Consider the following 23,821-nt stretch of genomic DNA (forward strand, 5'->3'; position numbering starts at 1 on the left):
GGAGATCGTGTTCGACTTTCTTGAAGGTTACGACCTGCTCGGGGCGTTCTGGGTAACGGTGCAGCTCGCCGTCTTCTCCGGAATCGGCTCCCTCATCCTGGGCACCATACTTGCCGCGATGCGGGTGAGCCCGGTTCCGCTGATGCGCGGATTCGGCACGGTGTACGTCAACGTCGTCCGGAACATTCCGCTCACCGTCATCATCGTCTTCTCCTCCCTCGGTCTCGCCGACACCTTCGGCATCACGCTGGGGGCGGCCGACGACTTCGACGCCCTGAGTTTCCGGCTGGCCATTCTCGGACTGACCGTCTATACGGCCGCGTTCGTCTGTGAGGCCATCCGGTCCGGCATCAACACGGTGCCCGTCGGGCAGGCGGAGGCCGCGCGGGCCATCGGGCTGAACTTCACCCAGGTCCTGTCGCTCATAGTCCTTCCCCAGGCGTTCCGCTCCGTCATCGGGCCCCTCACGAACGTACTGATCGCCCTGACGAAGAACACGACGGTGGCCGCGGCCATCGGTGTGGCCGAAGCCGCCCTCCTGATGAAGGAGATGATCGAGAACGAGTCGCAACTCATCCTCATCTCGGCGATCTTCGCCTTCGGGTTCGTGGTCCTGACCCTGCCGACCGGTCTCATCCTCGGCTGGGTCGCCAAGCGAGTGGCGGTGAAGCGATGACTTCCGTTCTATACGACGCGCCGGGCCCCAGCGCCAAGCGGCGCAACATCGTCTACACGGCGCTGTTCCTGATAGTCCTGGCCCTCGGCGTGTGGTGGGTCTACTCCGCCATGGACGACAAGGGCCAGCTGGAGTGGGCGAAGTGGCGCCCCTTCACCGAGTCCCAGGCGTGGACGACATATCTGCTGCCTGGCCTCGCCAACACCGTCAAGGCCGCGTCGCTCGCGCTGGTCATCGCGCTGCCGCTCGGAGCTCTCTTCGGCATAGCGCGGCTCTCCGACCACCGCTGGGTCAGGATTCCGGCCGGTGGGGTCGTCGAGTTCTTCCGCGCGATCCCCGTGCTGATCCTCATGGTGTTCGCGAACCAGTTCTACGCGACGTCCACCGACATCAGTACGGAGATGCGTCCGCTGTACGCGGTCGTCACCGGCCTCGTGCTGTACAACGCGTCCGTGCTCGCGGAGGTCGTCCGCGCGGGCATCCTGTCGCTGCCCAAGGGGCAGACGGAGGCCGCCAAGGCGATCGGTCTGCGCAAGGGCCAGACGATGCGGAGCATCCTGCTGCCGCAGTCGGTGACCGCGATGCTGCCCGCGCTCGTGAGCCAGCTCGTCGTGATCGTGAAGGACACCGCGCTCGGCGGCGCGCTGCTCAGCTTCACCGAGCTGCTCAACGCCCGGAAGACGCTCGCCGCGAACTACTCGAACGTCATCCCGAGCTTCATCGTCGTCGCGGTGATCTTCATCGTGCTGAACCTCCTGCTCACGACGTTCGCGTCCTGGCTGGAGAAGCGGCTGCGCCGGGCCAAGAGGAGCACCGGTGCGGTGCTGACCGGCGAGGCGATGCAGGACCTGACCGCCACGGGTACGCCGGAAAGCCTCTCGGACGTCCGCAAGACGGACGGCGGGGGCGGCGGGGGCGGCGCGGTTCCGTAGCCTTCGAAGGCCCCGGGAACGGGGCTGACGGTCCCGGAAACGGGGCCTGTGGACTGGGCGGAGGCAGCGGCGCGCGGCGTCGCTGCCTCCGTCACTTGACGCAAGCACCCGCAGTAGGTTGCATACGTTCTGTGATCGCTCTCCGGGTTCCAACCGCCAATCGCCACCTGACCGTACGGGCCGGAGGGGTCGCGCCGTGGACCCGGTGATCGTCGTCGGCGCGGGCCCCGTGGGGCTCGCGCTCTCGCTGTGCCTCGCCACCCAGGGCGTTCCCGTCGTCGTGCTGGACGAGGGGGTGGGCAAGGACGATCCGCGGCCGGCCCGTACGGCGGTGCTGCGGCCCGACACGGCCGCTCTGATGGCGCGGCTGGGCTGCTCCACGCTCCGTGACGAAGGTGCCTGGTGGGTCGGTTGGCGCCAGTTGCGGCGCAAGCAGCAGATGCGGCAGCTGCCGCTCGGTGATCCGGACGAGATGGGTGGCGCGAGCGGGGCCGGTGGTGCGGGGGCCGGTCCGGGCGGCCCCGGTGCGGGCGCCGTCGGTGACGGGGAACGTGCCGAGGCGGTCTTCCCCTCACCGTTACACCTCCCGCAGCACGCCCTCACGCGCGGTCTCAGGGACGCCGTGGCGCGCCACGAGCACGTACGGCTGGTGACGAACAGCCGGCTCGACTCGCTGGAGCAGGACGCACGGGGCGTCACGGTGCACACGCGCGGTCCCGGGGCGACCTGGTGGCGGGGAAGCCATGTGGTGGGCTGCGACGGCGCCAGGTCGACGGTCCGCAAGCTGCTGGGTGTGCGTTTCCCGGGCCGTACGGCGGTGGAGCGGCACGCGGTCGCCGCGCTCCGTGTCGAACTGCCCTGGCCCGGCGAGGCCGTGCTGCACCGTCAGCCCCCGTGGCGGGGCGGCGGCCAGGAGGTGTCCGCCAGGCCTCTCGCCGACGGTGTGTGGCGGCTGGACTGGCTGCTGCCCGCCCGGGGCGAGCTGGTCACGCCGGAGGCGCTGGTGACGCGGGTACGGGACACCCTGGCCGGGTGGTGCGGCGAGACGCCGCCGTACGACCTGCTCGACACCGGCGTGTACACACTGCACCACCGGCTCGCGCGGCGCTGGCGCGTCGGGAGGGCCTTCCTCGCGGGTGACGCCGCGCATCTGCTGGGCGCGCTGGGCACGCAGGGTCTCGACGAGGGGCTGCGGGACGCCGAGAACCTGGGCTGGAAACTGGCGCACGCCTGGCACCACGGGGCGTCGGAGACGCTGCTGGACAGCTACCAGGCGGAACGCAGGACCGCGGTCGCCGCCCGGCTGCGCGCGGCGGACCAGTCGCTGACGATACTTCGCGGCGGCGGAGGGCTGCGTACGTATCTGGGCAGCTCGCGCGGCCATGACGCCCTGCTCGCCGACGGGCACCTGGGGCACGGGCCGCTGGGCGCGCCCCCCGCGTACCCGCACTCCCCCCTCGCGCCTCCGTACACCGAGGCGCACACGACAGTCGACACTCGGACAGGGGCGCCCGTCGACGACGTGCTCGTGACGGCGCCCGACGGCATGACGGTGCGGCTGCGGGACCGGCTCGGCAGAGGCAGCATGCTGGTGGTGCTGGTCGCGCCGGGGACGGGCGTGTGGGACCGGCGGCACTGGCTGACCGCGGGCGTGATGCCGCGGCTCGCCGAGGCCGTGGCGGCGCTGCCGGCACCGGCCGAGCTGCTGGTCACCGAGAGCTATCCGGGGGCGTCCGCGCACTCGGTGCTGCTCGTACGGCCCGACGGGCATCTGGTGGCGGCCTTCGGCGGCGTGCGTCCCGACGAGCTGTACGCGGCGGCGGACGCCGCACGTGGGGGTGCCCCCGAGCCCTCCCCGGCGAAGGACCGCTCCGGGCGTACCGACCGTACCGCGAACATCAATTGACCGTCGGAGTGATCACATGGTGTACTCCGGAGCGTGACTGACACGGATGTGCGCCTGTGGCGGAGGGTCCATATGGACCTGGTCCGCTACGCGGGCTGCGTGTGTCGTCCGTCCTGCTGAATTCGCCCCCCTCTCGTAGCGCTCGTCGTGTCGGTACATGACGGCGCGTCTCAGCGAACTTCCAGGACGGTCCTCATGTCTCCCTCTCTCGACACCCCCGCGCCCACTGCCCCGGCGTCAACCGCCGCCGCTCCCGGGGCTGTTGGTTCCCCCGCTCCGGCGCCCACGGCCTCGGCTGCTCCCTCGCAGGCCGAACTGCTGGCCTTCGTCCGGCGTACGGCGGCCGACGCCGAGCTTGTCTCCACCCTCCCCCTCGACCCCGAGGGCCGTACGTGGATCCGTCTGGACGGCCCCGCCGGCAGCGAGGCGTGGATCATCGGCTGGCCGCCCGGCACCGGGACCGGCTGGCACGACCACGGTGGCTCGTACGGCGCCTTCGCCACGGCGGGAGGAGCGCTCCAGGAGGACTCGCTGGCCGCCCGGCTGCCGACGGAGGGCTGGAAGACGCTGGAGCTGGCCGAAGGGGTCGACCGGGCACGGAAGTTGGCGAAGGGCGACGCCAGGGCGTTCGGCAGTCACCATGTGCACGAGGTGCGCAACGAGTCGGACTCGGTGCACGCCGTTTCGGTGCACGCCTACTATCCGCCGCTGCCGTTGATGCGCCGCTACAGCCGCACCGGCGCTGTGCTCCGCCTTGAGCAGGTCGAGCGTCCGCAGGAGTGGCAGTGAGCGGCGGGCCGGGCGAGCGGCCGGCGCCGGTGGGAATCGACGAACTGCTCGACCGGGTCCGCGAGGGACTCGACCGGGTCGAACCGCGTGAGGCCTTCGCCGCCGCCGAGGACGGTGCGCTGCTGGTCGACATACGGTACGCGGAGCTGCGGGAACGCGACGGGCTGATCCCCGGTGCGCTGGTCGTGGAACGCAACGAGCTGGAATGGCGCCTCGACCCGCAGGGCAGCCACCGGGCGGCGCAGGCCACGAGCCACGATCTGCGCGTCCTGGTGATCTGCAACGAGGGCTACGCGTCGAGTCTCGCGGCGGTCTCACTGCGCCAGTTGGGACTGCACCGCGCGACGGACATCGTCGGCGGCTTCCAGGCATGGAAGGCCGAAGGCCTCCCGGTCTCGCGCTGAGCCGGTCGGTCGGCACCGATGGCCGGCACCGAGCGCGGCCGTTCCCGGGCCGGGTTTCGTTCCTCGTCCGTTCGGCCGCCCCGTGCTCCCGGCTCCCCGGGCCTCAGTAGACGCTCTCCTCGTCCAGTCCCTCCGTGTCCTCGCCCTCCGCCTCCAGCGCCTGCTTGACCACCCGCATGGCCAGGCCCTGCTGGTATCCCTTGCGGGCCAGCATGCCCGCGAGCCTGCGCACTCTCCTGTCCCGCTCCATACCGCGGGTGGAGCGGAGTCTGCGGGCGACCAGCTCCCGTGCGGTCGCCTCCTCCTGATCGGAGTCGAGCTGCCCCACCGCCTCGTCGATCAGATCGGAGTCCACCCCCTTGGTGCGCAGTTCACGCGCCAGGGCGCGCCGGGCCAGGCCCCGGCCGTGGTGCCGGGACTCCACCCACGCGTCGGCGAACGCCGCGTCGTTGATCAGTCCCACGTCTTCGAAGCGGGAGAGGACCTCCGCCGCGACATCCGCGGGGATGTCGCGCTTCTCCAGCGCGTCCGCCAACTGCTTGCGGGTGCGAGGGGTCCCGGTGAGCAGGCGCAGACAGATCCCCCGCGCCCGCTCAGCCGGATCCTGGGGCGGCAGCTCCTTCTCGGCCCTCGACGAGTCGGGGCTGCCGCCCGGCTGTTCAGTTCGCCGCCTCTTCGCGTAAGGCACGACGCCGAACTAGCTCTTTGCCGCCGCCGCCTTGGCCGACTTGGCCTTGGTGGCGGGAGCGGGCACCGTCTTGGCCGGGGCACCGGCCGGGGCTCCGGCGGCGGCCGAGCCACCGGCCGCGTCCGCTCCGGGCTCGGCCCCGGGCTCCTCCGGCTTGACGCCGACACCCAGCTTCTCCAGGATCTTCTTCTCGATCTCGTCGGCGAGATCGGGGTTGTCCTTGAGGAAGTTGCGGGCGTTCTCCTTGCCCTGGCCCAGCTGGTCGCCCTCGTACGTGTACCAGGCGCCGGCCTTGCGGACGAAGCCCTCCTCCACGCCCATGTCGATCAGACCGCCCTCGCGGCTGATCCCCTGGCCGTAGAGGATGTCGAACTCGGCCTGCTTGAAGGGCGGCGCGACCTTGTTCTTGACGACCTTGACGCGGGTGCGGTTGCCGACGGCGTCGGTGCCGTCCTTCAGCGTCTCGATACGACGGATGTCGAGCCGCACCGAGGCGTAGAACTTGAGCGCCCGGCCACCGGTCGTGGTTTCCGGCGAGCCGAACATCACGCCGATCTTCTCGCGGAGCTGGTTGATGAAGATGGCCGTGGTCTTGGACTGGTTGAGCGCGCTGGTGATCTTCCGGAGCGCCTGGCTCATCAGCCGCGCCTGAAGACCTACGTGCGAGTCGCCCATCTCGCCCTCGATCTCCGCGCGCGGCACCAGGGCCGCGACGGAGTCGATGACGATGAGATCGAGCGCCCCGGAGCGGACCAGCATGTCCACGATCTCCAGGGCCTGTTCACCGTTGTCCGGCTGGGACAGCAGCAGGCTGTCGATGTCGACGCCGAGCTTCTTCGCGTACTCCGGGTCGAGGGCGTGCTCCGCGTCCACGAAGGCCACCGTGCCGCCCGCCCGCTGGGCGTTCGCCACCGCGTGCAGCGTCAGCGTCGTCTTGCCGGAGGACTCCGGCCCGTACACCTCCACCACGCGGCCACGCGGGATGCCGCCGACTCCGAGCGCGACGTCGAGTGCGGTCGACCCGGTGGGGATGACCTCGATGGGCTCGTTCGGCCGCTCGCCGAGGCGCATCACCGCGCCCTTGCCGAATTGCCGTTCAATTTGGGCGAGAGCGGCGTCCAGCGCCTTCTCGCGGTCGGATCCTGCCATGGGTTCCACCCGATTTGCTTGTGTCGATCGCTTCACATCGAAGACGCTATCCCCTGCCACTGACAATGGGCCTCGACGTCCTCCCGGCCTGTGGATAACTCCCGTCTCCCGGAACCCCGGCCAACCGGCCGCACCCCATAAGAACGCCTGTTCGATTTTGGTGTCAAGCACCTCTCGCGGGCGCGTCGCGGAGCGGCGGGGGCGGGGTACGGGCCGGGGCGGGGTACGGGTCGCACGAGTCGAAGCCGAGGTCGGGGTCGGACGGGGCCAGGGCCGGACGGGGCGCGCGGCTACTCGCGCGTCCCCGCGACTTCGACCGGTCTCGTGCGCAGCGCGGCCAGTGCCGGCAGGACGGCGGCCACCACCGCCAGTACGGCGCTCGCCGCCACCATCGAGCCCAGGCTCCCCCAGGGCACGACCAGGGGCGACCGGACGGAGAGCAGCGCGAGGGCGCCTCGCAGGCCGAGGAGATTCAGGCCGGCCACGGCGGCGCCGAGGAGCGAGCCCACGGCCACGACCAACAGGGCCTCGGCCGTGACGAGGCGGAGCACCTGCGGTTTGGTCGTACCGGTGAGCCGGAGCACCGCGAGGTCGCCCACCCGGTCGGAGGTCGCCATGACCAGGGTGTTCACCAGCGCGATCCCGGTGTAGAGCAGGGCGATCCCGAGAATCAGCAGCATCCCCAGCCGGGTGCTCTCGCTGGAGCGGGGGTGGCTCCGCTCCAGCCACGCGTCCTTCGTGAGGACGGTCGTCCCGGTCGCCCGGCCCGCCTCGTGCAGCGCGGCGTCAACGGCCGCGGCGTCCGCGCCGTCCCGCAGCTTGATGTCGACGCGATCGACCGTGGCGCCGGGGGCGTTGCGCGGGGTGACGTACACACCGTTGTCGCCGGTGCCGGTCCGGAGCACCGCCACGATCCGCAGGGTCGCCTCGCGGCCGTCGCCCAGCCAGACCCTCACCCGCTGCCCGACCGTCCGTTCCCGCCACTCCTCGTTGACGACGATGCCGCCGTCGTCGAGATCGGCCACCCGGCCGGACGCCACGGGCAGCCGGGACACCGCCGCGAGATCCGCCGGGTCCACGGCTCTGGCCTCGGACGTCACGAGGGCAACGTCCTCTTCGAGGGCGGTCACGGCGGTGGAGCGGGAGGCGCTCACGGCCGTGCCTGGAATGCTCCGCGCGCGCGTCACGAACGCGGCAGGCAGCGCGCCGTCCTCGCCCGGCACCGCCACCACGTAGTCGGCGCTCGTCTGCGTCGCGGCCTCGGTGGCCTTGGCCTCGTTGATCGTCGCGGTCGTACCCAGGAGGGAGGCGGCGAGCGCGACGGTGATCAGGACGGGAGCGGCGACGGCCGCCGTACGGCGCACCCCGGTGGCCGCGTTCGCCCGCGCCAGCAGACCGGTGGCACCCGGCAGCCGGGCGGGCAGCCAGGTGACGAGCCTGACCAGCGGCGGCACGAGCACGGGCGCGTACAGGGCGAAGCCGACGATCAGCAGCATCGGCCGGGTGAGGTAGGTCTTCCTCTTGAGGGCCTCGCCGGGATCGTTGGCCAGCGACCATACGAGCAGTCCCAGGCCGGCCAGCAGGACGAGGGCTCCGAGCAGCCGACGGCTCGGGGGCATCGCTCGGCTGTCGACCGCCGCCTCACGCAGCGCCTCTGTGGGCTTGATCCGGCCCGCCCGCCAGGAGGACGTCAGGACGCCGGCCATCGCCACGCACAGGCCCGTCCAGAAGGCCGTGTGCAGCGGCCAGGTCTGGTCGCCGATCGCGAACCAGGACGGTGCGACGCCGTTTCCGACCAGCCACGCGGCGATCCGCGGTGCGCCGAGGACGCCGAGCAGGCAGCCGGTGGCCGAGGCCGGCACGGCGACGAGGACCGCCTCGGCGAACACCGTCCGCCGTAGCTGCCGTGGAGTGGCGCCCGCCGTACGGAGCAGACCGAACTCACGTCTGCGCTGGGCCACGGCGAAGGCGAAGGTCGACGCCACCACGAAGACCGAGACGAAGCAGGTGATGCCCGCCGCCGTGCCCAGCAGCGCGTTGACCGCGACCAGGGCCTCGCTGTCGCGGTCCGGGTCGGGGTCGGCCCTGCGCCGTTCGTCGCCGGTCAGGACCTCGAACCCGGATCGGGCGTCGGCGGCGGCGTCGTCGTCCTGGGCGTCGTCGGCGGTCGCCCGTACGGCCTTCCGTACGGCCGTCGCGTCCGCATGCACCACCAACGCGGAGATACGGGGCGAGAGTTGGGCTGCTTCGGCATCGGTGAAGAACACGGCGTTCTCGAAGTCCGTCGCGCCCACGGTGCCGACGACGGTGCGGTCGTCGGCACCGTCCGGGGTCACGACCCGCACGCGGTCGCCGACCTCCACGCCGCCGTCGGCCCGCTCCTCCGCACGGGGTGCCTCGGCGACGACGATCTCGTCGGATGTCGCGGGCGCGCGTCCGCCCGTGAGCCGGTACGGCGTGGCCGCCGCGACCGACCACGGATGTCCCACCGCACCGTCTCCGTCAGCCGCCCCGTCCGCCCTGTCGGTGGCACCTCCTCCCGAGGATGCGTCGGCGAACGACACCGGGAACGTCCGGTCCTCGACGGTGCGGCCGAGCCGCGCGAGTTCGGCGGCCAGGCCGTCCGGCACCGCGCGGGGTTCGGCGAGCCGCCGCGTACGGTCGCCGATCGGCGTGGAGACCCGCAGGGTGTCGGACGCCCTGACGACCACCGGGGCCGCGGCGAAGCGCTCCGGCCCCCGGTGCGGGGCCTCGAACGTGGCCGCCAGCGCGAGCCCGGTGGCGGCGATGAGCCCCACACCGAGGGCGAGGGCGACGAACGACCCGGTGAAGGTGACCCAACGGGCCCGCATGCCCTGAAGCGTCAGCCTCAGCACGGGGCCACCGCCAGGGCGGTCATCCGCTCGGCGACCCGGTCCGCGGTCGGTGAGTCGAAAGCGCCCCGTACGCGGCCGTCGGCCAGGAAAAGGACCCGGTCCGCGTACGACGCCGCCATCGGGTCGTGCGTCACCATGATCACTGTCTGGCCCCCGTCGACCATGCCGCGCAGCAGGGTCAGGACCTCCCGGCCGGTCCTGGAGTCCAGCGCCCCCGTCGGCTCGTCCCCGAAGAGCACGTCGGGGCGGGTGACGAGCGCCCTGGCGAGCGCCACCCGCTGCTGCTGGCCGCCGGAGAGCTCGCTCGGCCGGTGCCCCGCGCGGTCACGCAGCCCCACCCGCTCCAGCACGTCGAGAACGGCGCCCCGTTTCGGTCGCCGGCCGGCCAGGCGCAGCGGGAGCGCGACGTTCTGTTCGGCGGTGAGCGAGGGAAGCAGGTTGAACGCCTGGAAGACGAAGCCGATGCGTTCGCGCCGCAGCAGGGTCAGTTTGTTCTCACTGAGCGAGGTCAGGTCGCGGTCCCCGAGCATCACAGTCCCGCTGGTGGGCCGGTCCAGTCCGGCCGTGCACTGGAGCAGGGTGGACTTGCCTGAGCCCGAGGGCCCCATGACGGCGGTGAAGGTCCCCTTGGGTATGTCGAGGGTGACCCGGTCGAGCGCGGTCACCGCCGCCGTGCCCTTCCCGTAGGACCGGGTGACGGAACTGAGCCGGACCGCCATGTCCTCCGTGAGAAGGCCGTCCGGGGCGTTGTCGTGGGCGGCGATGCTGGTCATGTCGTTCATGGCCCTCACTCAAGCCGCGCCGGCCGCCGCGCACATCACAGCAGGACGCCATGCCAATGGTGGGGCTGCGTACGGGGCGAAAGGTGGAGTTAGCTGGGTGGTCGCCCCGTGCGCAGCCCGCCTACCGTGCGTCCATGCACTCCCCCAGCCTCTGGCAGGCGCTCCGGGCGCCCCGTTACCTCCGCGGCAGGTGGCCGTGGCGCTCCGCGGCGTATCTGCTGAGCGGCGTTCTCGTCGGCTTCGCGACCCTGGTCTCACTGCTCCTGCTGGCGGTCACGGGCGGCGCGCTGGCGGTGGTCGTCATCGGCCTGCCGCTGCTGTTGATGTTCGCCCTCGCGGGCATCCCGCTGGCCGCGCTGGAGCGTCGCAGGCTGCGGCTGATCGACCCCGCTGTACTGGCCGATCCGCACCGCGAGCCGGACGGCACCGGCCTCGCCGCCTGGGTACGGGTCCGTCTCAAGGAGCCCGCCACGTGGCGGGAGTTGGGCTACGCGCTGCTCTTCGCGTTCGTGCTGTGGCCGTTGGAGGCGCTGGTCGTCGGGACGGTGCTCGTCGTCTGCGGCGGCCTGCTGGCCACGCCCGTCGTCATGGCCACGGTCGGCGGGGGCGAGGAGGTCCGCGTACTGAAGATCTGGCTGGCCCACTCGTACCCGCAGGCGTTCGCCGCGGCGCTGGCCGGTGCGCTCCTGCTGCCCGTCCTCGCCTACCCGCTGGGGGTGGTGGCCGCCGGGCGTGCGGCGTTGACCAGAGCGCTGCTGTCGTCCCGTGAGGCGGCAGTCGATTCGCGTATCGAGGAGCTGGGCCGTTCCCGGATGCGGCTGGTGGACGCCTTCGAGGCGGAACGCCGCCGGATCGAGCGCGATCTCCACGACGGCGCGCAGCAGCGCCTGGTGGCCCTGTCGATGACGCTCGGACTCGCGAGGCTGGAGAACCCCGGCGAGCCGCTGGAGGGCCTCCTGGCGAAAGCACACGACGAGGCGGGCACCGCCCTGGTGGAGATCAGGGAGCTGATCCGGGGCATCCACCCGCAGGTGCTCACCGACCGGGGGCTGAAGGACGCCGTCGAGGACATCGCCGACCGGTCGACGGTGCCGGTCGACGTACGGTTCGAGCTGCCGGGGCGGCTGCCCGAACCCGTCGAGACGGCGGCGTACTTCGCGGTCTCCGAGGCGCTCGCGAACGTCGCCAAGCACAGCGGGGCCGACCGCGCGCGGGTGCGCGGCGAGATCGCCAGCGGCGAGCTCGTCGTGGAGGTGAGGGACGAGGGCGCGGGCGGCGCGGACTTCTCCGGCGGCACCGGCCTCCAGGGAGTCGCGGACCGTATCTCGGTGCTCGACGGCCATCTGCTGGTCTCCAGCCCCGCCGGCGGACCCACCGTGTTCCGCGTACGGATCCCCTGCCGGCCCGCCGGCACCGCCACGAGCGCCGAACCGGCCGTCCCCGCCACCATTCCCACCGCTCCCGCCGCCGCTCCCACCCGGACGAGGACCTGATGTCGCGCATCGTGCTGGCCGAGGACAGCGTGCTCCTGCGGGACGGACTCAGGGGCCTGCTCGAACGCTTCGGGCACACGGTCGTCGCGGAGGCCGGGACCGCCGACGAGCTGACCGCCGCGGTGGCGGAGCACCGGCCCGACATCGTGGTGACGGACGTACGCATGCCGCCGGGCTTCTCGGACGAAGGGCTGCGGGCCGCACTGGAGTTGCGTGAGCGGCAGCCGGAACTGCCCATCCTGGTACTGAGCCAGTACGTGCAGCGCGCGTACGCCGAGGAGCTGCTCGACTCCTCGGACGGCACCAGTGTCGGCTATCTGCTCAAGGAGCGGATCGGGCACGTCGAGGAGTTCGTCGACGCCGTCCGCCGCGTCGCCGAGGGAGCCACGGTCGTGGACCCCGAGGTCGTACGGCAGTTGCTCAGGCACCGGCGCGACCCCCTGTCGAGGCTGACGCCGCGTGAACAGGAAGTACTGGCGCTGATGGCGGAGGGCAGGTCCAACGCCGCCGTCGGCGAGGCGCTGCACGTCAGCGAGGGAACGGTGAGCAAGCACTTCGGCAGCATCCTCACCAAACTCGACCTCTCACTGACCGACGCGACGAACCGACGCGTCCTTGCCGTGCTCGCCTACCTGCGCGGCTGAGTCCTGCCCGGTACGTCCTCTCCAGAGCCGGGTACGTCCTCTTCAGAAGGTCAGGAGCCGCCGTCCGCGCGGGGCGGCGGCACACGCGGGCTGCCGCGACGCAGCGAACCGCGCCGCAGCGCGCCACCTCGCAGCGCCCGGCGCATCCGCGCCCGCGCGCGCCCGCTGCCACGGCGCCGGTGCCCGTGCACGCGCGGGTCGTCCGTCACGTCGTACCGCTTCACGTACGCCCCGAGGAAGGCCTGCAGCGTCGCCACCGCGGGGATGGCGATCAGCGCGCCGACGGCACCGAGCAGCGCCGTACCGGCGACGACGGAGCCGAAGGCCACAGCGGGGTGGATGTCGACCGTCCTGGCGGTGAGTTTGGGCTGAAGGACATAGTTCTCGAACTGCTGGTAGATCACGACGAATCCGAGCACCCACAGCGCGTACCACGGGGCCACCGTGAAGGCGATCAGCATCGGCAGGGCGCCGGCCAGATAGGTGCCGATGGTCGGCAGGAACTGCGAGACGAGGCCCACCCACACCGCGAGCACCGGCGCGTACGGGATCCCGAGGATCTCCAGGAGGATGTAGTGAGCGACGCCGGAGATGAGGGCCATCAGCCCGCGTGAGTAGATGTAGCCGCCGGTCTTGTCGACCGCGATCTCCCAGGCGCGCAGCACCTCGGCCTGCTTGGCCGGGGGCAGGACGGAGCACACGGTGCGGCGCAGCCGCGGCCCGTCGGCGGCGAAGTAGAACGAGAACAGGAAGATCGTCAGGAGCCGGAAGAGACCGCCGAGCACGGTGGTCGAGATGTCGAGCACACCGCTCGCGCTGTTCTGGACGTATCTCTGGAGCCAGTCGGAGTGGAGCAGGCTGTCCTGGACGGCCACGCGCGACAGTTCGGTGCGGAAGTTCTCGTTGATCCAGTTGATGAGTGAGTCGAGGTAGTTGGGGAAGTCCTCGACGATCTCGATGATCTGCCCCGCGAGCATCGAGCCGAGCAGGACGACGAAGCCGACGCTCGCGATCAGCACCGCGAAGAAGACGAGGAAGGTGGCGAGTCCGCGCCGCAGACCGTGCGATGCCATCCGGCTGACGGCCGGCTCGACGGCCAGGGCCAGGAAGAAGGCGATCAGGATGTTGATCAGCAGCGAGAGGAGCTGCTGGAAGGCCCACGTGCCCAACTGGAAGCAGGCGACGAGCACCAGCGCCAGCACCATGGCGCGAGGCAGCCAGCGGGGCATACGCGCCGCCCCGTCGGTGCCCCCCGCCGCGGGAGGAGGCGGCGGCGGAGATGACGGCTGGGGGTCCTGGGCTGTTTCGTCGGTCAGCGGCACAGGGCCAGTGTCCCGTACGCGTACGTCACCGTTTGTCGGCGGGCACTCCCATGGCGGTGCAGACCGCCCTCCAGACGTCCTTGGCCTCCCAGCCCGCGTCGAGGGCCTCGTGCACAGTACGGCCGCCCAACTCGGCCATCACATGGTCGCGGGCGAAGGAGTCCGCGTACGCGGGGCCGAAGTGGTCCGCCATCCGTTCCCAGAAAATCGTCAGCCGCATGGGTCCAGTATCCCGCTCCCGGGAGTGCGGCCGGGGCCGTCGGCCCCGGAGCCACCCACCACGGACAGCCCACGCGCGTCAGCCGCCGAGAGCGCGTACTCCCGCGGTCACCGCGACCGCTGCCGTGATGACGACCAGGAACGGGGCACGCAGCACCAGCGCGAGCCCCGCCGCGGCGAGACCGGCCACCCTGGCGTCGACGACCAGCGCGCCGTCTGCGCCGCCGAAGGCCTGCTGCGCCGTGAGAGCCGCCAGCAGCGCGACGGGCAGGAGTGCGGACAGCCGCTGGACGAGGGGGCGTTCCAGGACGCCCGCCGGTACGAGCAGTCCGAGCAGTTTGACGAGGTAGCAGCCGACCGCGGTCAGTCCAATGGCGATCCAGATACTCAACGGTCCGTCTCCTTGCGGTCGGTGGCCCCGCGGCCCTCGAACCAGAGCACCGCGGGGGCGGCGAGCGCGGCTACGAGCACCGGTACCCCGGCGGGGAGCAGCGGCAGGAAGCCGAGCCCGAGGACGACGGCGACGGCCGCGACGGCGCGCTCCGTCGTCGTCCGCAGCATGGGGGCGAGCAGGGCCAGGAAGACGGCGGGCCCGGCCGCGTCGAGCCCCCACGCGCCGGTGTCGCCGATGGCATCGGCCCCGAGCGCCCCGAGCAGCGTGGTGAGGTTCCACAGCACGTAGAGGGTGAGCCCGGTGACGGTGAAGCCGATGCGCGCGCCGCGCCGTGTGGGCTGCGCGAGCGCGACGGCCGTCGTCTCGTCGATCACCCACTGGGCGGCGAAGGGGCGTACGAAGCCTGGCAGTGCCAGCAGTTGGGACAGGCGCAGACCGTAGAACGTGTTACGTATGCCGAGGAAGAAGGCACCGGCAGCGGCAGTGAGGGGATTGCCGCCCGCCGCCAGCGCACCGACCAGTGCGAACTGAGAGGCGCCGGTGAAGACCAGCAGGCTGAGCGCGCAGCTCTGTAGGAGGCTGAGGCCCGCCCCGGCGGAGGTCACGCCGAAGGCGAAGCCGGACAGGCCGACGGCGATGCCGACCCCGAGCGCGTCGCGTACGACGGCCGAATCCGGCTTCGGCTCACCGCCGGGCCCGGCCTCCCGGCTCGTCTCCAGACCCGCCCCGCCGGAGGGCGCCGCCCGTTCCGGCCCCGCTGCCGATGATGTCTGTTCTGCCACGTCTTCTGCCACGTCACGGACGCTACGGGGCGGGCTCGGGCCCCGTCTTGTACGTTCTTGCGCGCCCCGCGCCCCGCGCCCCGCGCCAAGCAGCCGGCCCGGCCCGTGGTGGCCCCCGCAACGTCCGCGCACTTCCTGCCGTACTCAGGTGCCGCCCTGTGCCCGCTCCCTGCGGTACGCGCCGGGCGGCACCCCCACGATCCGGGTGAAATGCCGGTTCAGGTGCGGCTGGTCGGTGAAGCCGACGAGGCCGGCCACCTCGGCGGGGGCCGTCCCGGCGTCCAGCAGATGGCGGGCCCTGCGCACGCGCGCGTCGGTGAGCCAGGTGTGCGGAGGCATGCCGTACGTGTCCTTGAAGGCCCGCAGCAGGGCGAAGGGGCTGGTGCCCAGTTCGGCCGCGAGCCGCTCCAGCGACGGCGGGTCGGCCAGCCGTCGCTCCAGTACGGCACGCGCGCGTGCCGCCGTCCTGGCACCGGCACCCCGCGCCGTACGTTGCGGCAGCGCGCCCCCGTTCAGCCGCAGGAGGCGGGTGACGGCGACCCGCAGCAGGGTGTCGGCGGCGAGGGCGTTCCCCTCGTCGGCGGCGCGCAGGACCTGGTGGACGAGGCGGACGGCGTACGGGTCGTCGACGACGGGGGCGACGAAGCCCGGCGTACCGCTGATCCGCGTCGTCTCGGCCGCGATCTCCGCGACGAGGTCGGGGGAGGGGTAGACGGCCCCGTACCGCCAGCCTTCGGGCCCCTGCGCGTGGCCGGTGTGCGGGGTGTCGGGGTTGACCAGTGCGAGCGAGCCGGGGCCCGCGTACTGGTCGCTGCCGCCGTGGTGGAACACCTCCACGCCGTCGGTGATCGCGGCGATGACGAACGTCTCGTGGGTGTGCCTGATGAAGGTCTTGCTGATGTACCGGGCCCGCAGGAGGTCGACGCCGGGCAGCTCGGGGTAGCGCCAGTGCCGTGCCTGCTCCCGAGCCGCCATTGCTCCAGTCTGCACCGGCCGCGCCGAGCCCCGCCTCCCCGGCCCACCAGCCGCCCTTTCGCCACTTCCCCGTCACTTCGACTCGTCCGTTTCCGCAGGTCCGGGCGATTGTCAGTGGCGGGGTGCACGATGGGGAGATGTCCGGCAGTGCACTCGACTCGTTCTCCCCCGCGACCCGCAGCTGGTTCTCCGGGGCCTTCTCCGCGCCCACCGCGGCGCAGGAGGGGGCCTGGGGTGCCATCGCCCAGGGCTCGGACGTGCTGGTCGTGGCCCCGACCGGCTCCGGCAAGACCCTGGCCGCCTTTCTCGCCGCCCTGGACCGGCTGGCCTCTGTGCCCCCGCCGGCCGAGGCGAGGAAGCGCTGCCGGGTGCTGTACGTGTCCCCGCTCAAGGCCCTGGCGGTGGACGTGGAGCGCAATCTGCGCAGCCCGCTCACGGGCATCCGGCAGGAATCCGTGCGCCTCGGACAGCCCGAGCCGGAGATCCGGGTCGGCATCCGTTCCGGCGACACCCCGGCCGCCGAGCGCCGCTCGATGTCGACCAAACCGCCGGACATCCTGATCACCACCCCCGAGTCCCTCTTCCTGATGCTCACGTCGTCCGCGCGCGACGCGCTGGCCGGAGTCGAGACGGTGATCCTGGACGAGGTGCACGCCGTCGCGGGGACGAAGCGCGGCGCACATCTCGCCGTCTCCCTGGAACGGCTCGACGAGCTGCTGCCGCGCCCTGCCCGCCGTATCGGCCTGTCGGCCACGGTGCGCCCGGTGGACGAGGTCGCGCGCTATCTCTCCCCCCAGCGCAGGGTCGAGATCGTGCAGCCTCCCTCCGGGAAGGAGTTCGATCTGTCCGTCGTCGTCCCCGTCGAGGACCTGGGCGAGCTGGGAGCCTCCCCGGCGGCCGACACCGGGAGCGAGGCCGGCGGCGACAAGCCGTCGATCTGGCCGCACGTCGAGGAGCGGATCGCCGATCTCGTCCAGGCGCACCGGTCGACGATCGTCTTCGCCAACTCCCGCCGCCTCGCGGAGCGCCTGTGCAACAGGCTCAACGAGATCGCGTACGAACGGGCCACGGGCGAGGCCATGCCCGAAGCCCACTCCCCCGCCGAGATCATGGCCGAGTCGGGCGCCGCCAAGGGCGCCCCGCCCCTCCTGGCCCGCGCCCACCACGGTTCGGTCTCCAAGGAGCAGCGCGCCCGGGTCGAGGAGGACCTCAAGGCGGGCCGTCTGCCCGCCGTCGTGGCCACGTCCAGCCTGGAGCTGGGCATCGACATGGGCGCGGTGGATCTCGTCATCCAGGTCGAGTCGCCCCCGTCCGTGGCCTCCGGCCTCCAGCGCGTGGGCCGGGCCGGCCACCAGGTGGGCGCGGTCTCCACAGGGGTCGTCTTCCCCAAGTACCGGGGCGATCTGGTGCAGGCCGCCGTCGTCACCGAACGGATGCGCTCCGGCTCCATCGAGGCCCTGAGGATCCCCGCCAACCCCCTGGACGTCCTCGCCCAGCAGCTCGTGGCGACGGTCGCGCTCGACACCTGGCAGGCGGACGACCTGCTCGCCCTGGTCCGCCGCGCGGCGCCGTTCGCCTCGCTGCCCGAGTCCGCGTTCACCGCCGTCCTCGACATGCTCGCGGGCCGCTATCCGTCGGACGCGTTCGCCGAGCTGCGCCCCCGTGTGGTGTGGGACCGCGTCACGGGTACGGTCACGGGCCGCCCCGGCGCGCAGCGTCTCGCCGTCACCTCGGGCGGCACGATCCCCGACCGCGGCCTGTTCGGTGTGTTCCTCGCCGGGTCCTCCGGTGCCGGCGGCGGCAACGGCAACGGGCGCAGGGGCGGCGGCCGGGTGGGCGAGCTCGACGAGGAGATGGTGTACGAGTCGCGGGTCGGCGACGTCTTCACGCTCGGCACGACCTCGTGGCGTATCGAGGACATCACCCGAGACCAGGTGCTCGTCTCCCCCGCCCCCGGAGTGCCCGGCCGCCTCCCCTTCTGGAAAGGCGACCAGCTGGGCCGCCCGCTCGAACTGGGCCGCGCGGTGGGGGCGTTCCTGCGCGAGGTGGGCGCGCTGTCCCCGGAGGACGGCCGGCTGCGGCTGGTGGCCGCCGGGCTCGACACCTGGGCGGCGGACAACGTCCTGGCGTATCTGGACGAACAGCGCCGCGCCTGCGGTCATGTCCCCGACGACCGGACGATCCTCGTGGAGAGGTTCAGGGACGACCTGGGCGACTGGCGGGTCGTCATCCACTCCCCGTTCGGTGCCCAGGTGCACGCACCGTGGGCGCTGGCCCTCGGCGCGCGGCTCTCCGAGCGGTACGGCATGGACGCCCAGGTCATGCACGCCGACGACGGCATAGTGCTCCGGCTGCCCGACGCCGATCTGATGAGCCTGGACCTCCTCGACCAGGACCCGATGTCGCTCGACACGACGTACGACAGCGAGCAGGCACCGGTCGGCGCCGGTGATGTCGCCTTCGACCGGGGCGAGATCGGACAGATCGTCACCGACCAGGTGGGCGGCTCCGCTCTGTTCGCCGCCCGCTTCCGTGAATGCGCGGCGCGCGCCCTGCTGCTGCCCCGGCGCAGTCCTGGCAAGCGCACACCGCTGTGGCAGCAGCGCCAGCGCGCCTCCCAACTGCTCCAGGTGGCCAGCGAGTTCGGCTCCTTCCCCATCGTCCTGGAGGCCGTAAGGGAGTGCCTCCAGGACGTCTTCGACGTGCCCGGTCTCACCGAGCTGATGGGCGACATCGAATCCCGCCGGGTCCGGCTGGTCGAGGTCACGACCGCCGAGCCGTCCCCGTTCGCCCGCTCGCTCCTCTTCGGGTATGTCGCACAGTTCCTGTACGAGGGCGACTCCCCGCTCGCCGAGCGCCGCGCCGCCGCGCTCTCCCTCGACTCGCGGCTCCTGGCCGAGCTGCTCGGCCAGGCGGAGCTGCGCGAGCTGCTGGACGCCGACGTCCTGGAGGACCTGGAGCGCGAGCTCCAGTGGCTCACCGACGACCGGCGGATCAAGGACGTGGAGGGCGTCGCCGACCTGCTGCGGGTCCTCGGGCCGCTCACCGACGCCGAGTTGGCTGAGCGCGGGTCCGAGCCCCGGTGGCCGGCCGATCTCACCGCGTCCCGCCGCGCCATCCGGGTCCGAATCGGCGGCGCCGAGTACTGGGCGGCGATCGAGGACGCGGGCCGGCTGCGTGACGCGCTGGGCACCGCCCTGCCCGTCGGCGTCCCCGAGGCGTTCACCGAACCCGTCAAGGACCCTCTCGGTGATCTCCTGGCACGTTACGGGCGCACTCACGGCCCGTTCACCTCCTCCGCGGCGGCCGAGCGCTTCGGTCTGGGCCCGGCCGTCACCGAAGGCGCGCTGCAACGTCTCGCCGCGAGCGGCCGTGTCGTCCAGGGCGAGTTCCATCCGTCCGGGATCGGCCAGGAGTGGTGCGACGCCACGGTCCTTCGCCGGCTGCGCCGCAGGTCGCTGGCCGCACTGCGCCACGAGCTGGAGCCCGTACCGCCCGCCGCGCTCGCCACGTTCCTGCCCCAGTGGCAGCATCTGGGCAACCACAGCCTGCGCGGTATCGACGGACTGGCCCGCGCGATCGAGCAGTTGCAGGGCGCGCCCATCCCGGCGTCCGCCCTGGAGAAGCTGGCCCTCCCCTCCCGGGTCACGGGGTACGCACCGACGCTCCTGGACGAACTGACCACCACCGGCGAGGTCCTCTGGGCCGGCGCTGGCGCCCTGCCCGGCAAGGACGGCTGGATCTCGCTCTATCTGGCCGACTCCGCACCGCTGTTGCTCCCGCCACCGCATCCTCTTGAGCTGACGGTGCTGCACGAATCGGTGCTCACCACCCTCTCCGGCGGGTACGGCCTGTTCTTCCGCCAGATCGCCGACCAGGTCCGGGCCACCACCCACCCCGACGCCACCGATCCCCAACTGGCCGACGCCGTCTGGGATCTGGCCTGGTCAGGGCGGCTGACCAACGACACCCTGGCGCCGCTGCGCTCTCTCCTCGGCTCGGGGCGTACGGCGGGCTCGACCGCCCACCGCGCCAAACGGGCCGTCCCGCGAGGGCGTTACGGCACCCTCACCGCCGCAGCCCGGCCCGCCTCCCGTACGGGACCGCCGACCGTGAGCGGACGCTGGTCCCTGCTCCCGGCCGCCGACCCGGACACCACGCGCAGGGCCCACGCCCTGGCCCGTACCCTCCTCGACCGGCACGGAGTGGTGACCCGCGGCGCCGTCGCCTCGGAAGGAATCGAGGGCGGCTTCTCGGCCGTCTACCGGGTGCTGTCGGCCTTCGAGGACAGCGGGCAGGCGCGTCGCGGCTATGTCGTCGAGGGCCTGGGCGCGGCCCAGTTCGCCATGGACGGCGCGGTGGACCGCCTCCGCGCGGCCTCCACCGCCCGCGACCGCGCGGCGTCCGACCCCTCGCCGCGCGCCGTGGTCATGGCCGCCGCCGACCCCGCCAACGCCTACGGAGCAGCACTGCCCTGGCCGGACCCGCCGACGGGTGCCGGCCACAAACCGGGTCGCAAGGCGGGCTCCCTGGTCGTCCTGGTCGACGGCGCGCTGACGCTCTACATGGAACGCGGCGGCAAGACCCTCCTCGCCTGGCCCGGCGACCCCGCGGCCCAGTCCGACCCGGCACATCCGGACACCGCCGACGACGCGCAGCTGATTGCGGCGGCCGAGGCCCTGGCGTCGGCAGCCCGCGCGGGCGCGCTCGGTACGGTCACCGTGGAGCGGGCCAACGGAGAGCAGGCGCTGACCTCACCCGTGGGCCGCGTCCTGGAGTCGGCGGGCTTCCACGCCACCCCGAGGGGGTTGCGCCTACGAGCCTGACCCCAGCGCTGCGAGCCTGAGCCAGCGCCCACCCCCGCCCCCAGGTCCCGCGAATGCACCCCGTCGCCGTACATCTCCGCACGCCACACCCCGTACGCCGACCGTGACGGGAGCCCTCTCACGCGTGATCTCGCGCATGATGGAGACATGCCCGAAGGTGACACCGTCCTGCAGACCGCCCAGCGCCTGCACACCGCCCTCGCCGGGCGGACCCTGACCCGGTCCGACCTCCGCGTCCCCCGGTTCGCCACTTCCGACCTCACCGGCCGGACGGTCCTCGACGTCACCCCGCGCGGCAAGCACCTCCTGACCCGCGTCGAGGGCGGCCTCACCCTCCACTCACATCTGCGGATGGACGGAGCCTGGCGGGTGTACGGCGCCGACGAGCGCTGGCGCGGCGGCCCCGGCCACCAGATCCGGGCGATCCTCGGCAACGCCGAGCGCACCGCCGTCGGCTACCGGCTCCCCGTACTCGAACTCATCCGCACCACCGACGAGGACAGTGTCGTGGGCCACCTCGGCCCGGACATCCTCGGACCCGACTGGGACCCGGACACCGCCCTGCGCAATCTGCTCGCCGACCCGGCGCGCACCGTCGGCGACGCACTGCTGGACCAGCGCAATCTCGCGGGCGTCGGCAATGTCTTCCGGTGCGAGATCTGCTTCCTCACCCGCACCACCACCTGGCTGCCCATCGGGGACCTGCCGGCCCCCGAGCGGCTGGTGACGGCCGCGAAGAAGCTCCTGGAGGCCAACAGGGAGCGCTCGCGCCGTCATCTCTATGTGTACGGCCGCGCCGGCCTCCCCTGCCGGCGCTGCGGCACCCCCATCAGCAGGACCACCGACGACGAGCGCCCCGTCTACTGGTGTCCCCGCTGCCAGCTCGGCCCCGTCCCCTGAGAACCGTCCGGCACCCCCTGCCTCTCCCCCTCCACGCCCGCACCGGCGCCCTTCCCGGACCGCGCGGGCGGACGCGGACGAGCCGCCACATGGACAGGCAGCAGGCTCAGCCCCCATCCGCCCGCGGCCACCGCCCCCTCGATGACACCGGCGTGCTCGGGCGCGAAGGCGAGCCTCAGTACGGCCCACCACCAGAGCCCGCCCAGAGCGAGAACCGGCAGAAGGATCCGTCGCCGTGCCATGGCCGCCTCCTCACACCGACGCTAGACCGGCCCGCGTATCCGGCGAAAGGGCGCATCGAAGGCGTGCGAGGCGCACAGCCGCCCTCCACGGAGGCACGCGACCCGAAACACCCGCACGTGGCTCACCGGCGCGCCCTACGCGCTCTCCGCCTGGAACATCCAGGAGTGTTTTTCGAGCTCGGCCGTCAGCCCGATCAGGATGTCCTGGCTGATCGGGTCGGGTTCGTCGGTCGCGATGATCCGCTCCCGCATCCGGACGATCACCACGCCGAGGGCGTCCACCAGCGTCCGTACGGCGTCCGTGTCCGTGATCCAGCCCGCCGGAACGTTGCCGATCGCGCTCTGCGTCGCCACCGTCGCCGCGCGCCCGTCAGGGGTCACGCCGAGCGCCGAGGCCCGTTCCGCCACCGTGTCCGAGTGCTTGCGGGCGGTGGAGACGACCTCGTCGAGCTGGAGGTGTACGGACCGGAAGCGCGGCCCGACGATGTTCCAGTGCACCTGCTTGGCCACCAGCGAGAGATCGAGCAGATCGACGAGTGCGCCCTGCAGGGCTTCGCCGACCAGCTTCAGATCCGCCTCGGGCAGTGAGCTCTTGACGAAAGCCATGGCGGTTCTCCAGTTCCGGTTCACACGTATGTCCAGAATTTCATTCACACGTATGCCCACCATGGCACAAGACCCCAAAAGGGTCATTTCGGGAAATTCAACGAGCTGAGCCGAGACCCTCTCCGCCCCGGACGGCACAGCAGAAGCCCCGGCCGGTCCTCAGGACCGCCCGGGGCTCAGGCCTCGGTCACACCGTACAAATCAAGCGGCGACGACATCCACCGCTTCTGTTGGCGCCTTGATGGTCACCCGGTCCGTCGGCACACCTGCCACCGACGTCACGGATACGGAATTGAGCATCGGACGTACCGCTGCGGGCACCACGGCCGCGGGCACCGGCTCGCTCGCCGCTGCGGACGCGGCCAGCTCGGCCAGTGACAGTTCGTCGCTCACTTCGCGCATGAGCTCGGACATCCGTACGTCAAGCGCGTCGCAGATAGCGGAGAGCAGTTCGGAAGAAGCCTCCTTCTGCCCCCGCTCCACCTCGGAGAGATAGCCGAGCGAGACTCGGGCGGACGAGGAGACTTCGCGCAGAGTACGGCCCTGGCGTTGGCGCTGCCGACGCAGCACGTCACCAAGCAGGCGACGGAGCAGAATCATCGGTGGCTCCCTCCTCGGACCGCGTAGCCGCATCCTTCTCGCCCCACCGTACCGCCTCGCGCTGCGGCCGTGCGGGGAGCGATGTCGTGTTCACTCAGGGCTGCAAACATCAAGTCCCCCCGTTCCGTTCCGTATCGTGTGTCCGTCCGTTCCCGGTCAGTTCGCCGGAGAGCAGTTCCAGCACGCTCCGTACACTCTCTCTACGGATTTCCTCCCGGTCACCGTTCAACCGCAGCGCGGCCACTTTCTCGGCGCCGTGCGGACCGCTCACCGCCACGTAGACCGTGCCCACGGGCTGTCCGTCCTGCGGATCCGGACCCGCGACCCCCGTGGTCGCGATGCCCCAGCCGGCGGCCAGTACGTCCCGTATGCCGACGGCCATCTGCCGTGCGACCTCGGGATCCACCGCGCCCCGCTCGGCCAGAAGTGTTGCGTCCACGCCCAGGACGTCACGCTTGACGTCCGTCGCATAGGCCGTCACGCTCCCGCGCAGCGCCCGGGAGGCGCCGGGGACGGAGGTGAGTTCCGCGGCGACGAGACCACCGGTCAGGGACTCGGCGACGGCCAGCGTCGCGCCGTCCCGCACGAGCAGGTCCAGCACCCGGGTGGCGACACC

General features: G+C 72.1%; 23 protein-coding genes. 10 read left to right on the top strand and 13 right to left on the bottom strand.

What is annotated here, in order from left to right; genetic code table 11:
- Positions 1 to 7 precede the first annotated feature (7 nt).
- From OIE74_RS09395 to OIE74_RS09420, 6 genes are all read left to right on the top strand, one after another.
- Positions 8 to 676 carry an amino acid ABC transporter permease gene (locus OIE74_RS09395; protein ID WP_329392220.1) on the top strand — a complete coding sequence of 223 codons (669 nt, stop codon included), beginning with the start codon at positions 8 to 10 and terminating at the stop codon, positions 674 to 676.
- Positions 673 to 1,608 carry an amino acid ABC transporter permease gene (locus tag OIE74_RS09400; RefSeq protein ID WP_329380712.1) on the top strand — a complete coding sequence of 312 codons (936 nt, stop codon included), beginning with the start codon at positions 673 to 675 and terminating at the stop codon, positions 1,606 to 1,608. Before OIE74_RS09395 ends, OIE74_RS09400 begins: the two co-directional genes overlap by 4 nt.
- A gap of 196 nt (positions 1,609 to 1,804) precedes the next feature.
- Positions 1,805 to 3,514 (top strand): FAD-dependent monooxygenase, encoded by a 1,710-nt coding sequence (locus OIE74_RS09405; RefSeq protein ID WP_329380715.1) that lies wholly within the window; start codon positions 1,805 to 1,807, stop codon positions 3,512 to 3,514.
- A gap of 48 nt (positions 3,515 to 3,562) precedes the next feature.
- Entirely contained in the window at positions 3,563 to 3,634 is a 72-nt protein-coding gene (locus OIE74_RS09410) for a putative leader peptide (RefSeq protein WP_309544753.1), read from the top strand.
- 75 nt (positions 3,635 to 3,709) lie between these two features.
- Positions 3,710 to 4,303, top strand: coding sequence for a cysteine dioxygenase (locus OIE74_RS09415; protein WP_329380717.1), 594 nt, complete (start codon positions 3,710 to 3,712; stop codon positions 4,301 to 4,303).
- The gene (locus OIE74_RS09420) at positions 4,300 to 4,707 is read left to right on the top strand and encodes a rhodanese-like domain-containing protein (protein ID WP_329380720.1); all 408 of its coding nucleotides are present in this window, start codon (positions 4,300 to 4,302) and stop codon (positions 4,705 to 4,707) included. Before OIE74_RS09415 ends, OIE74_RS09420 begins: the two co-directional genes overlap by 4 nt.
- Positions 4,708 to 4,810: 103 nt before the next feature.
- On the opposite strand, the gene recX is transcribed toward OIE74_RS09420, so the two are convergent.
- From recX to OIE74_RS09440, 4 genes are all read right to left on the bottom strand, one after another.
- Positions 4,811 to 5,395, bottom strand: coding sequence for a recombination regulator RecX (recX, locus tag OIE74_RS09425; protein WP_329380723.1), 585 nt, complete (start codon positions 5,393 to 5,395; stop codon positions 4,811 to 4,813).
- Positions 5,396 to 5,404: 9 nt separating this feature from the next.
- Complete coding sequence (gene recA, locus OIE74_RS09430; protein ID WP_329380726.1) at positions 5,405 to 6,544, bottom strand: recombinase RecA; 1,140 nt, start codon at positions 6,542 to 6,544, stop codon at positions 5,405 to 5,407.
- Between the two features lie 290 nt (positions 6,545 to 6,834).
- The gene (locus OIE74_RS09435; protein WP_329380729.1) at positions 6,835 to 9,420 is read right to left on the bottom strand and encodes an ABC transporter permease; all 2,586 of its coding nucleotides are present in this window, start codon (positions 9,418 to 9,420) and stop codon (positions 6,835 to 6,837) included.
- Positions 9,414 to 10,193, bottom strand: a complete 780-nt coding sequence (locus tag OIE74_RS09440) for an ABC transporter ATP-binding protein (RefSeq protein WP_329392221.1) — start codon at positions 10,191 to 10,193, stop codon at positions 9,414 to 9,416. Before OIE74_RS09440 ends, OIE74_RS09435 begins: the two co-directional genes overlap by 7 nt.
- A gap of 143 nt (positions 10,194 to 10,336) precedes the next feature.
- Here OIE74_RS09440 and OIE74_RS09445 point away from each other — a divergent pair, with 143 nt between their 5' ends.
- Complete coding sequence (locus tag OIE74_RS09445; RefSeq protein ID WP_329380732.1) at positions 10,337 to 11,695, top strand: sensor histidine kinase; 1,359 nt, start codon at positions 10,337 to 10,339, stop codon at positions 11,693 to 11,695.
- The gene (locus tag OIE74_RS09450; RefSeq protein ID WP_329380735.1) at positions 11,695 to 12,339 is read left to right on the top strand and encodes a response regulator transcription factor; all 645 of its coding nucleotides are present in this window, start codon (positions 11,695 to 11,697) and stop codon (positions 12,337 to 12,339) included. Before OIE74_RS09445 ends, OIE74_RS09450 begins: the two co-directional genes overlap by 1 nt.
- Before the next feature lie 50 nt (positions 12,340 to 12,389).
- Here OIE74_RS09450 and OIE74_RS09455 read toward each other — a convergent pair whose 3' ends face one another.
- From OIE74_RS09455 to OIE74_RS09475, 5 genes are all read right to left on the bottom strand, one after another.
- On the bottom strand, positions 12,390 to 13,568 hold the full coding sequence (locus OIE74_RS09455; RefSeq protein ID WP_329380738.1) for an AI-2E family transporter: 1,179 nt from the start codon (positions 13,566 to 13,568) through the stop codon (positions 12,390 to 12,392).
- A 118-nt stretch (positions 13,569 to 13,686) separates the two neighbouring features.
- Entirely contained in the window at positions 13,687 to 13,881 is a 195-nt protein-coding gene (locus tag OIE74_RS09460) for a DUF3046 domain-containing protein (protein WP_329380739.1), read from the bottom strand.
- Between the two features lie 78 nt (positions 13,882 to 13,959).
- A complete protein-coding gene (locus OIE74_RS09465; RefSeq protein ID WP_329380742.1) occupies positions 13,960 to 14,271 on the bottom strand; it encodes an AzlD domain-containing protein in 312 nt (103 codons plus the stop codon).
- The gene (locus OIE74_RS09470; RefSeq protein ID WP_443076345.1) at positions 14,268 to 15,056 is read right to left on the bottom strand and encodes an AzlC family ABC transporter permease; all 789 of its coding nucleotides are present in this window, start codon (positions 15,054 to 15,056) and stop codon (positions 14,268 to 14,270) included. Before OIE74_RS09470 ends, OIE74_RS09465 begins: the two co-directional genes overlap by 4 nt.
- Positions 15,057 to 15,200: 144 nt before the next feature.
- On the bottom strand, positions 15,201 to 16,031 hold the full coding sequence (locus OIE74_RS09475) for an AraC family transcriptional regulator (protein ID WP_329380745.1): 831 nt from the start codon (positions 16,029 to 16,031) through the stop codon (positions 15,201 to 15,203).
- A gap of 137 nt (positions 16,032 to 16,168) precedes the next feature.
- Here OIE74_RS09475 and OIE74_RS09480 point away from each other — a divergent pair, with 137 nt between their 5' ends.
- A complete protein-coding gene (locus tag OIE74_RS09480; protein ID WP_329380748.1) occupies positions 16,169 to 20,857 on the top strand; it encodes an ATP-dependent helicase in 4,689 nt (1,562 codons plus the stop codon).
- A gap of 147 nt (positions 20,858 to 21,004) precedes the next feature.
- Positions 21,005 to 21,757 (top strand): DNA-formamidopyrimidine glycosylase family protein, encoded by a 753-nt coding sequence (locus tag OIE74_RS09485; RefSeq protein ID WP_329380751.1) that lies wholly within the window; start codon positions 21,005 to 21,007, stop codon positions 21,755 to 21,757.
- Here the strand turns inward: OIE74_RS09485 and OIE74_RS09490 are convergent.
- The 4 genes from OIE74_RS09490 to OIE74_RS09505 form a co-directional block, all read right to left on the bottom strand.
- Complete coding sequence (locus OIE74_RS09490) at positions 21,718 to 21,999, bottom strand: hypothetical protein (RefSeq protein WP_329380754.1); 282 nt, start codon at positions 21,997 to 21,999, stop codon at positions 21,718 to 21,720. The genes OIE74_RS09485 and OIE74_RS09490 overlap by 40 nt on opposite strands.
- 135 nt (positions 22,000 to 22,134) lie before the next feature.
- The gene (locus tag OIE74_RS09495) at positions 22,135 to 22,605 is read right to left on the bottom strand and encodes a Dps family protein (RefSeq protein WP_329380756.1); all 471 of its coding nucleotides are present in this window, start codon (positions 22,603 to 22,605) and stop codon (positions 22,135 to 22,137) included.
- 201 nt (positions 22,606 to 22,806) lie between these two features.
- Positions 22,807 to 23,205, bottom strand: coding sequence for a helix-turn-helix domain-containing protein (locus tag OIE74_RS09500; protein WP_329380759.1), 399 nt, complete (start codon positions 23,203 to 23,205; stop codon positions 22,807 to 22,809).
- Between the two features lie 109 nt (positions 23,206 to 23,314).
- The gene (locus tag OIE74_RS09505; RefSeq protein WP_329392223.1) at positions 23,315 to 23,806 is read right to left on the bottom strand and encodes a CinA family protein; all 492 of its coding nucleotides are present in this window, start codon (positions 23,804 to 23,806) and stop codon (positions 23,315 to 23,317) included.
- Positions 23,807 to 23,821 lie beyond the last annotated feature (15 nt).

The organism is Streptomyces sp. NBC_01716, assembly GCF_036248275.1.
GTDB lineage: Bacteria > Actinomycetota > Actinomycetes > Streptomycetales > Streptomycetaceae > Streptomyces.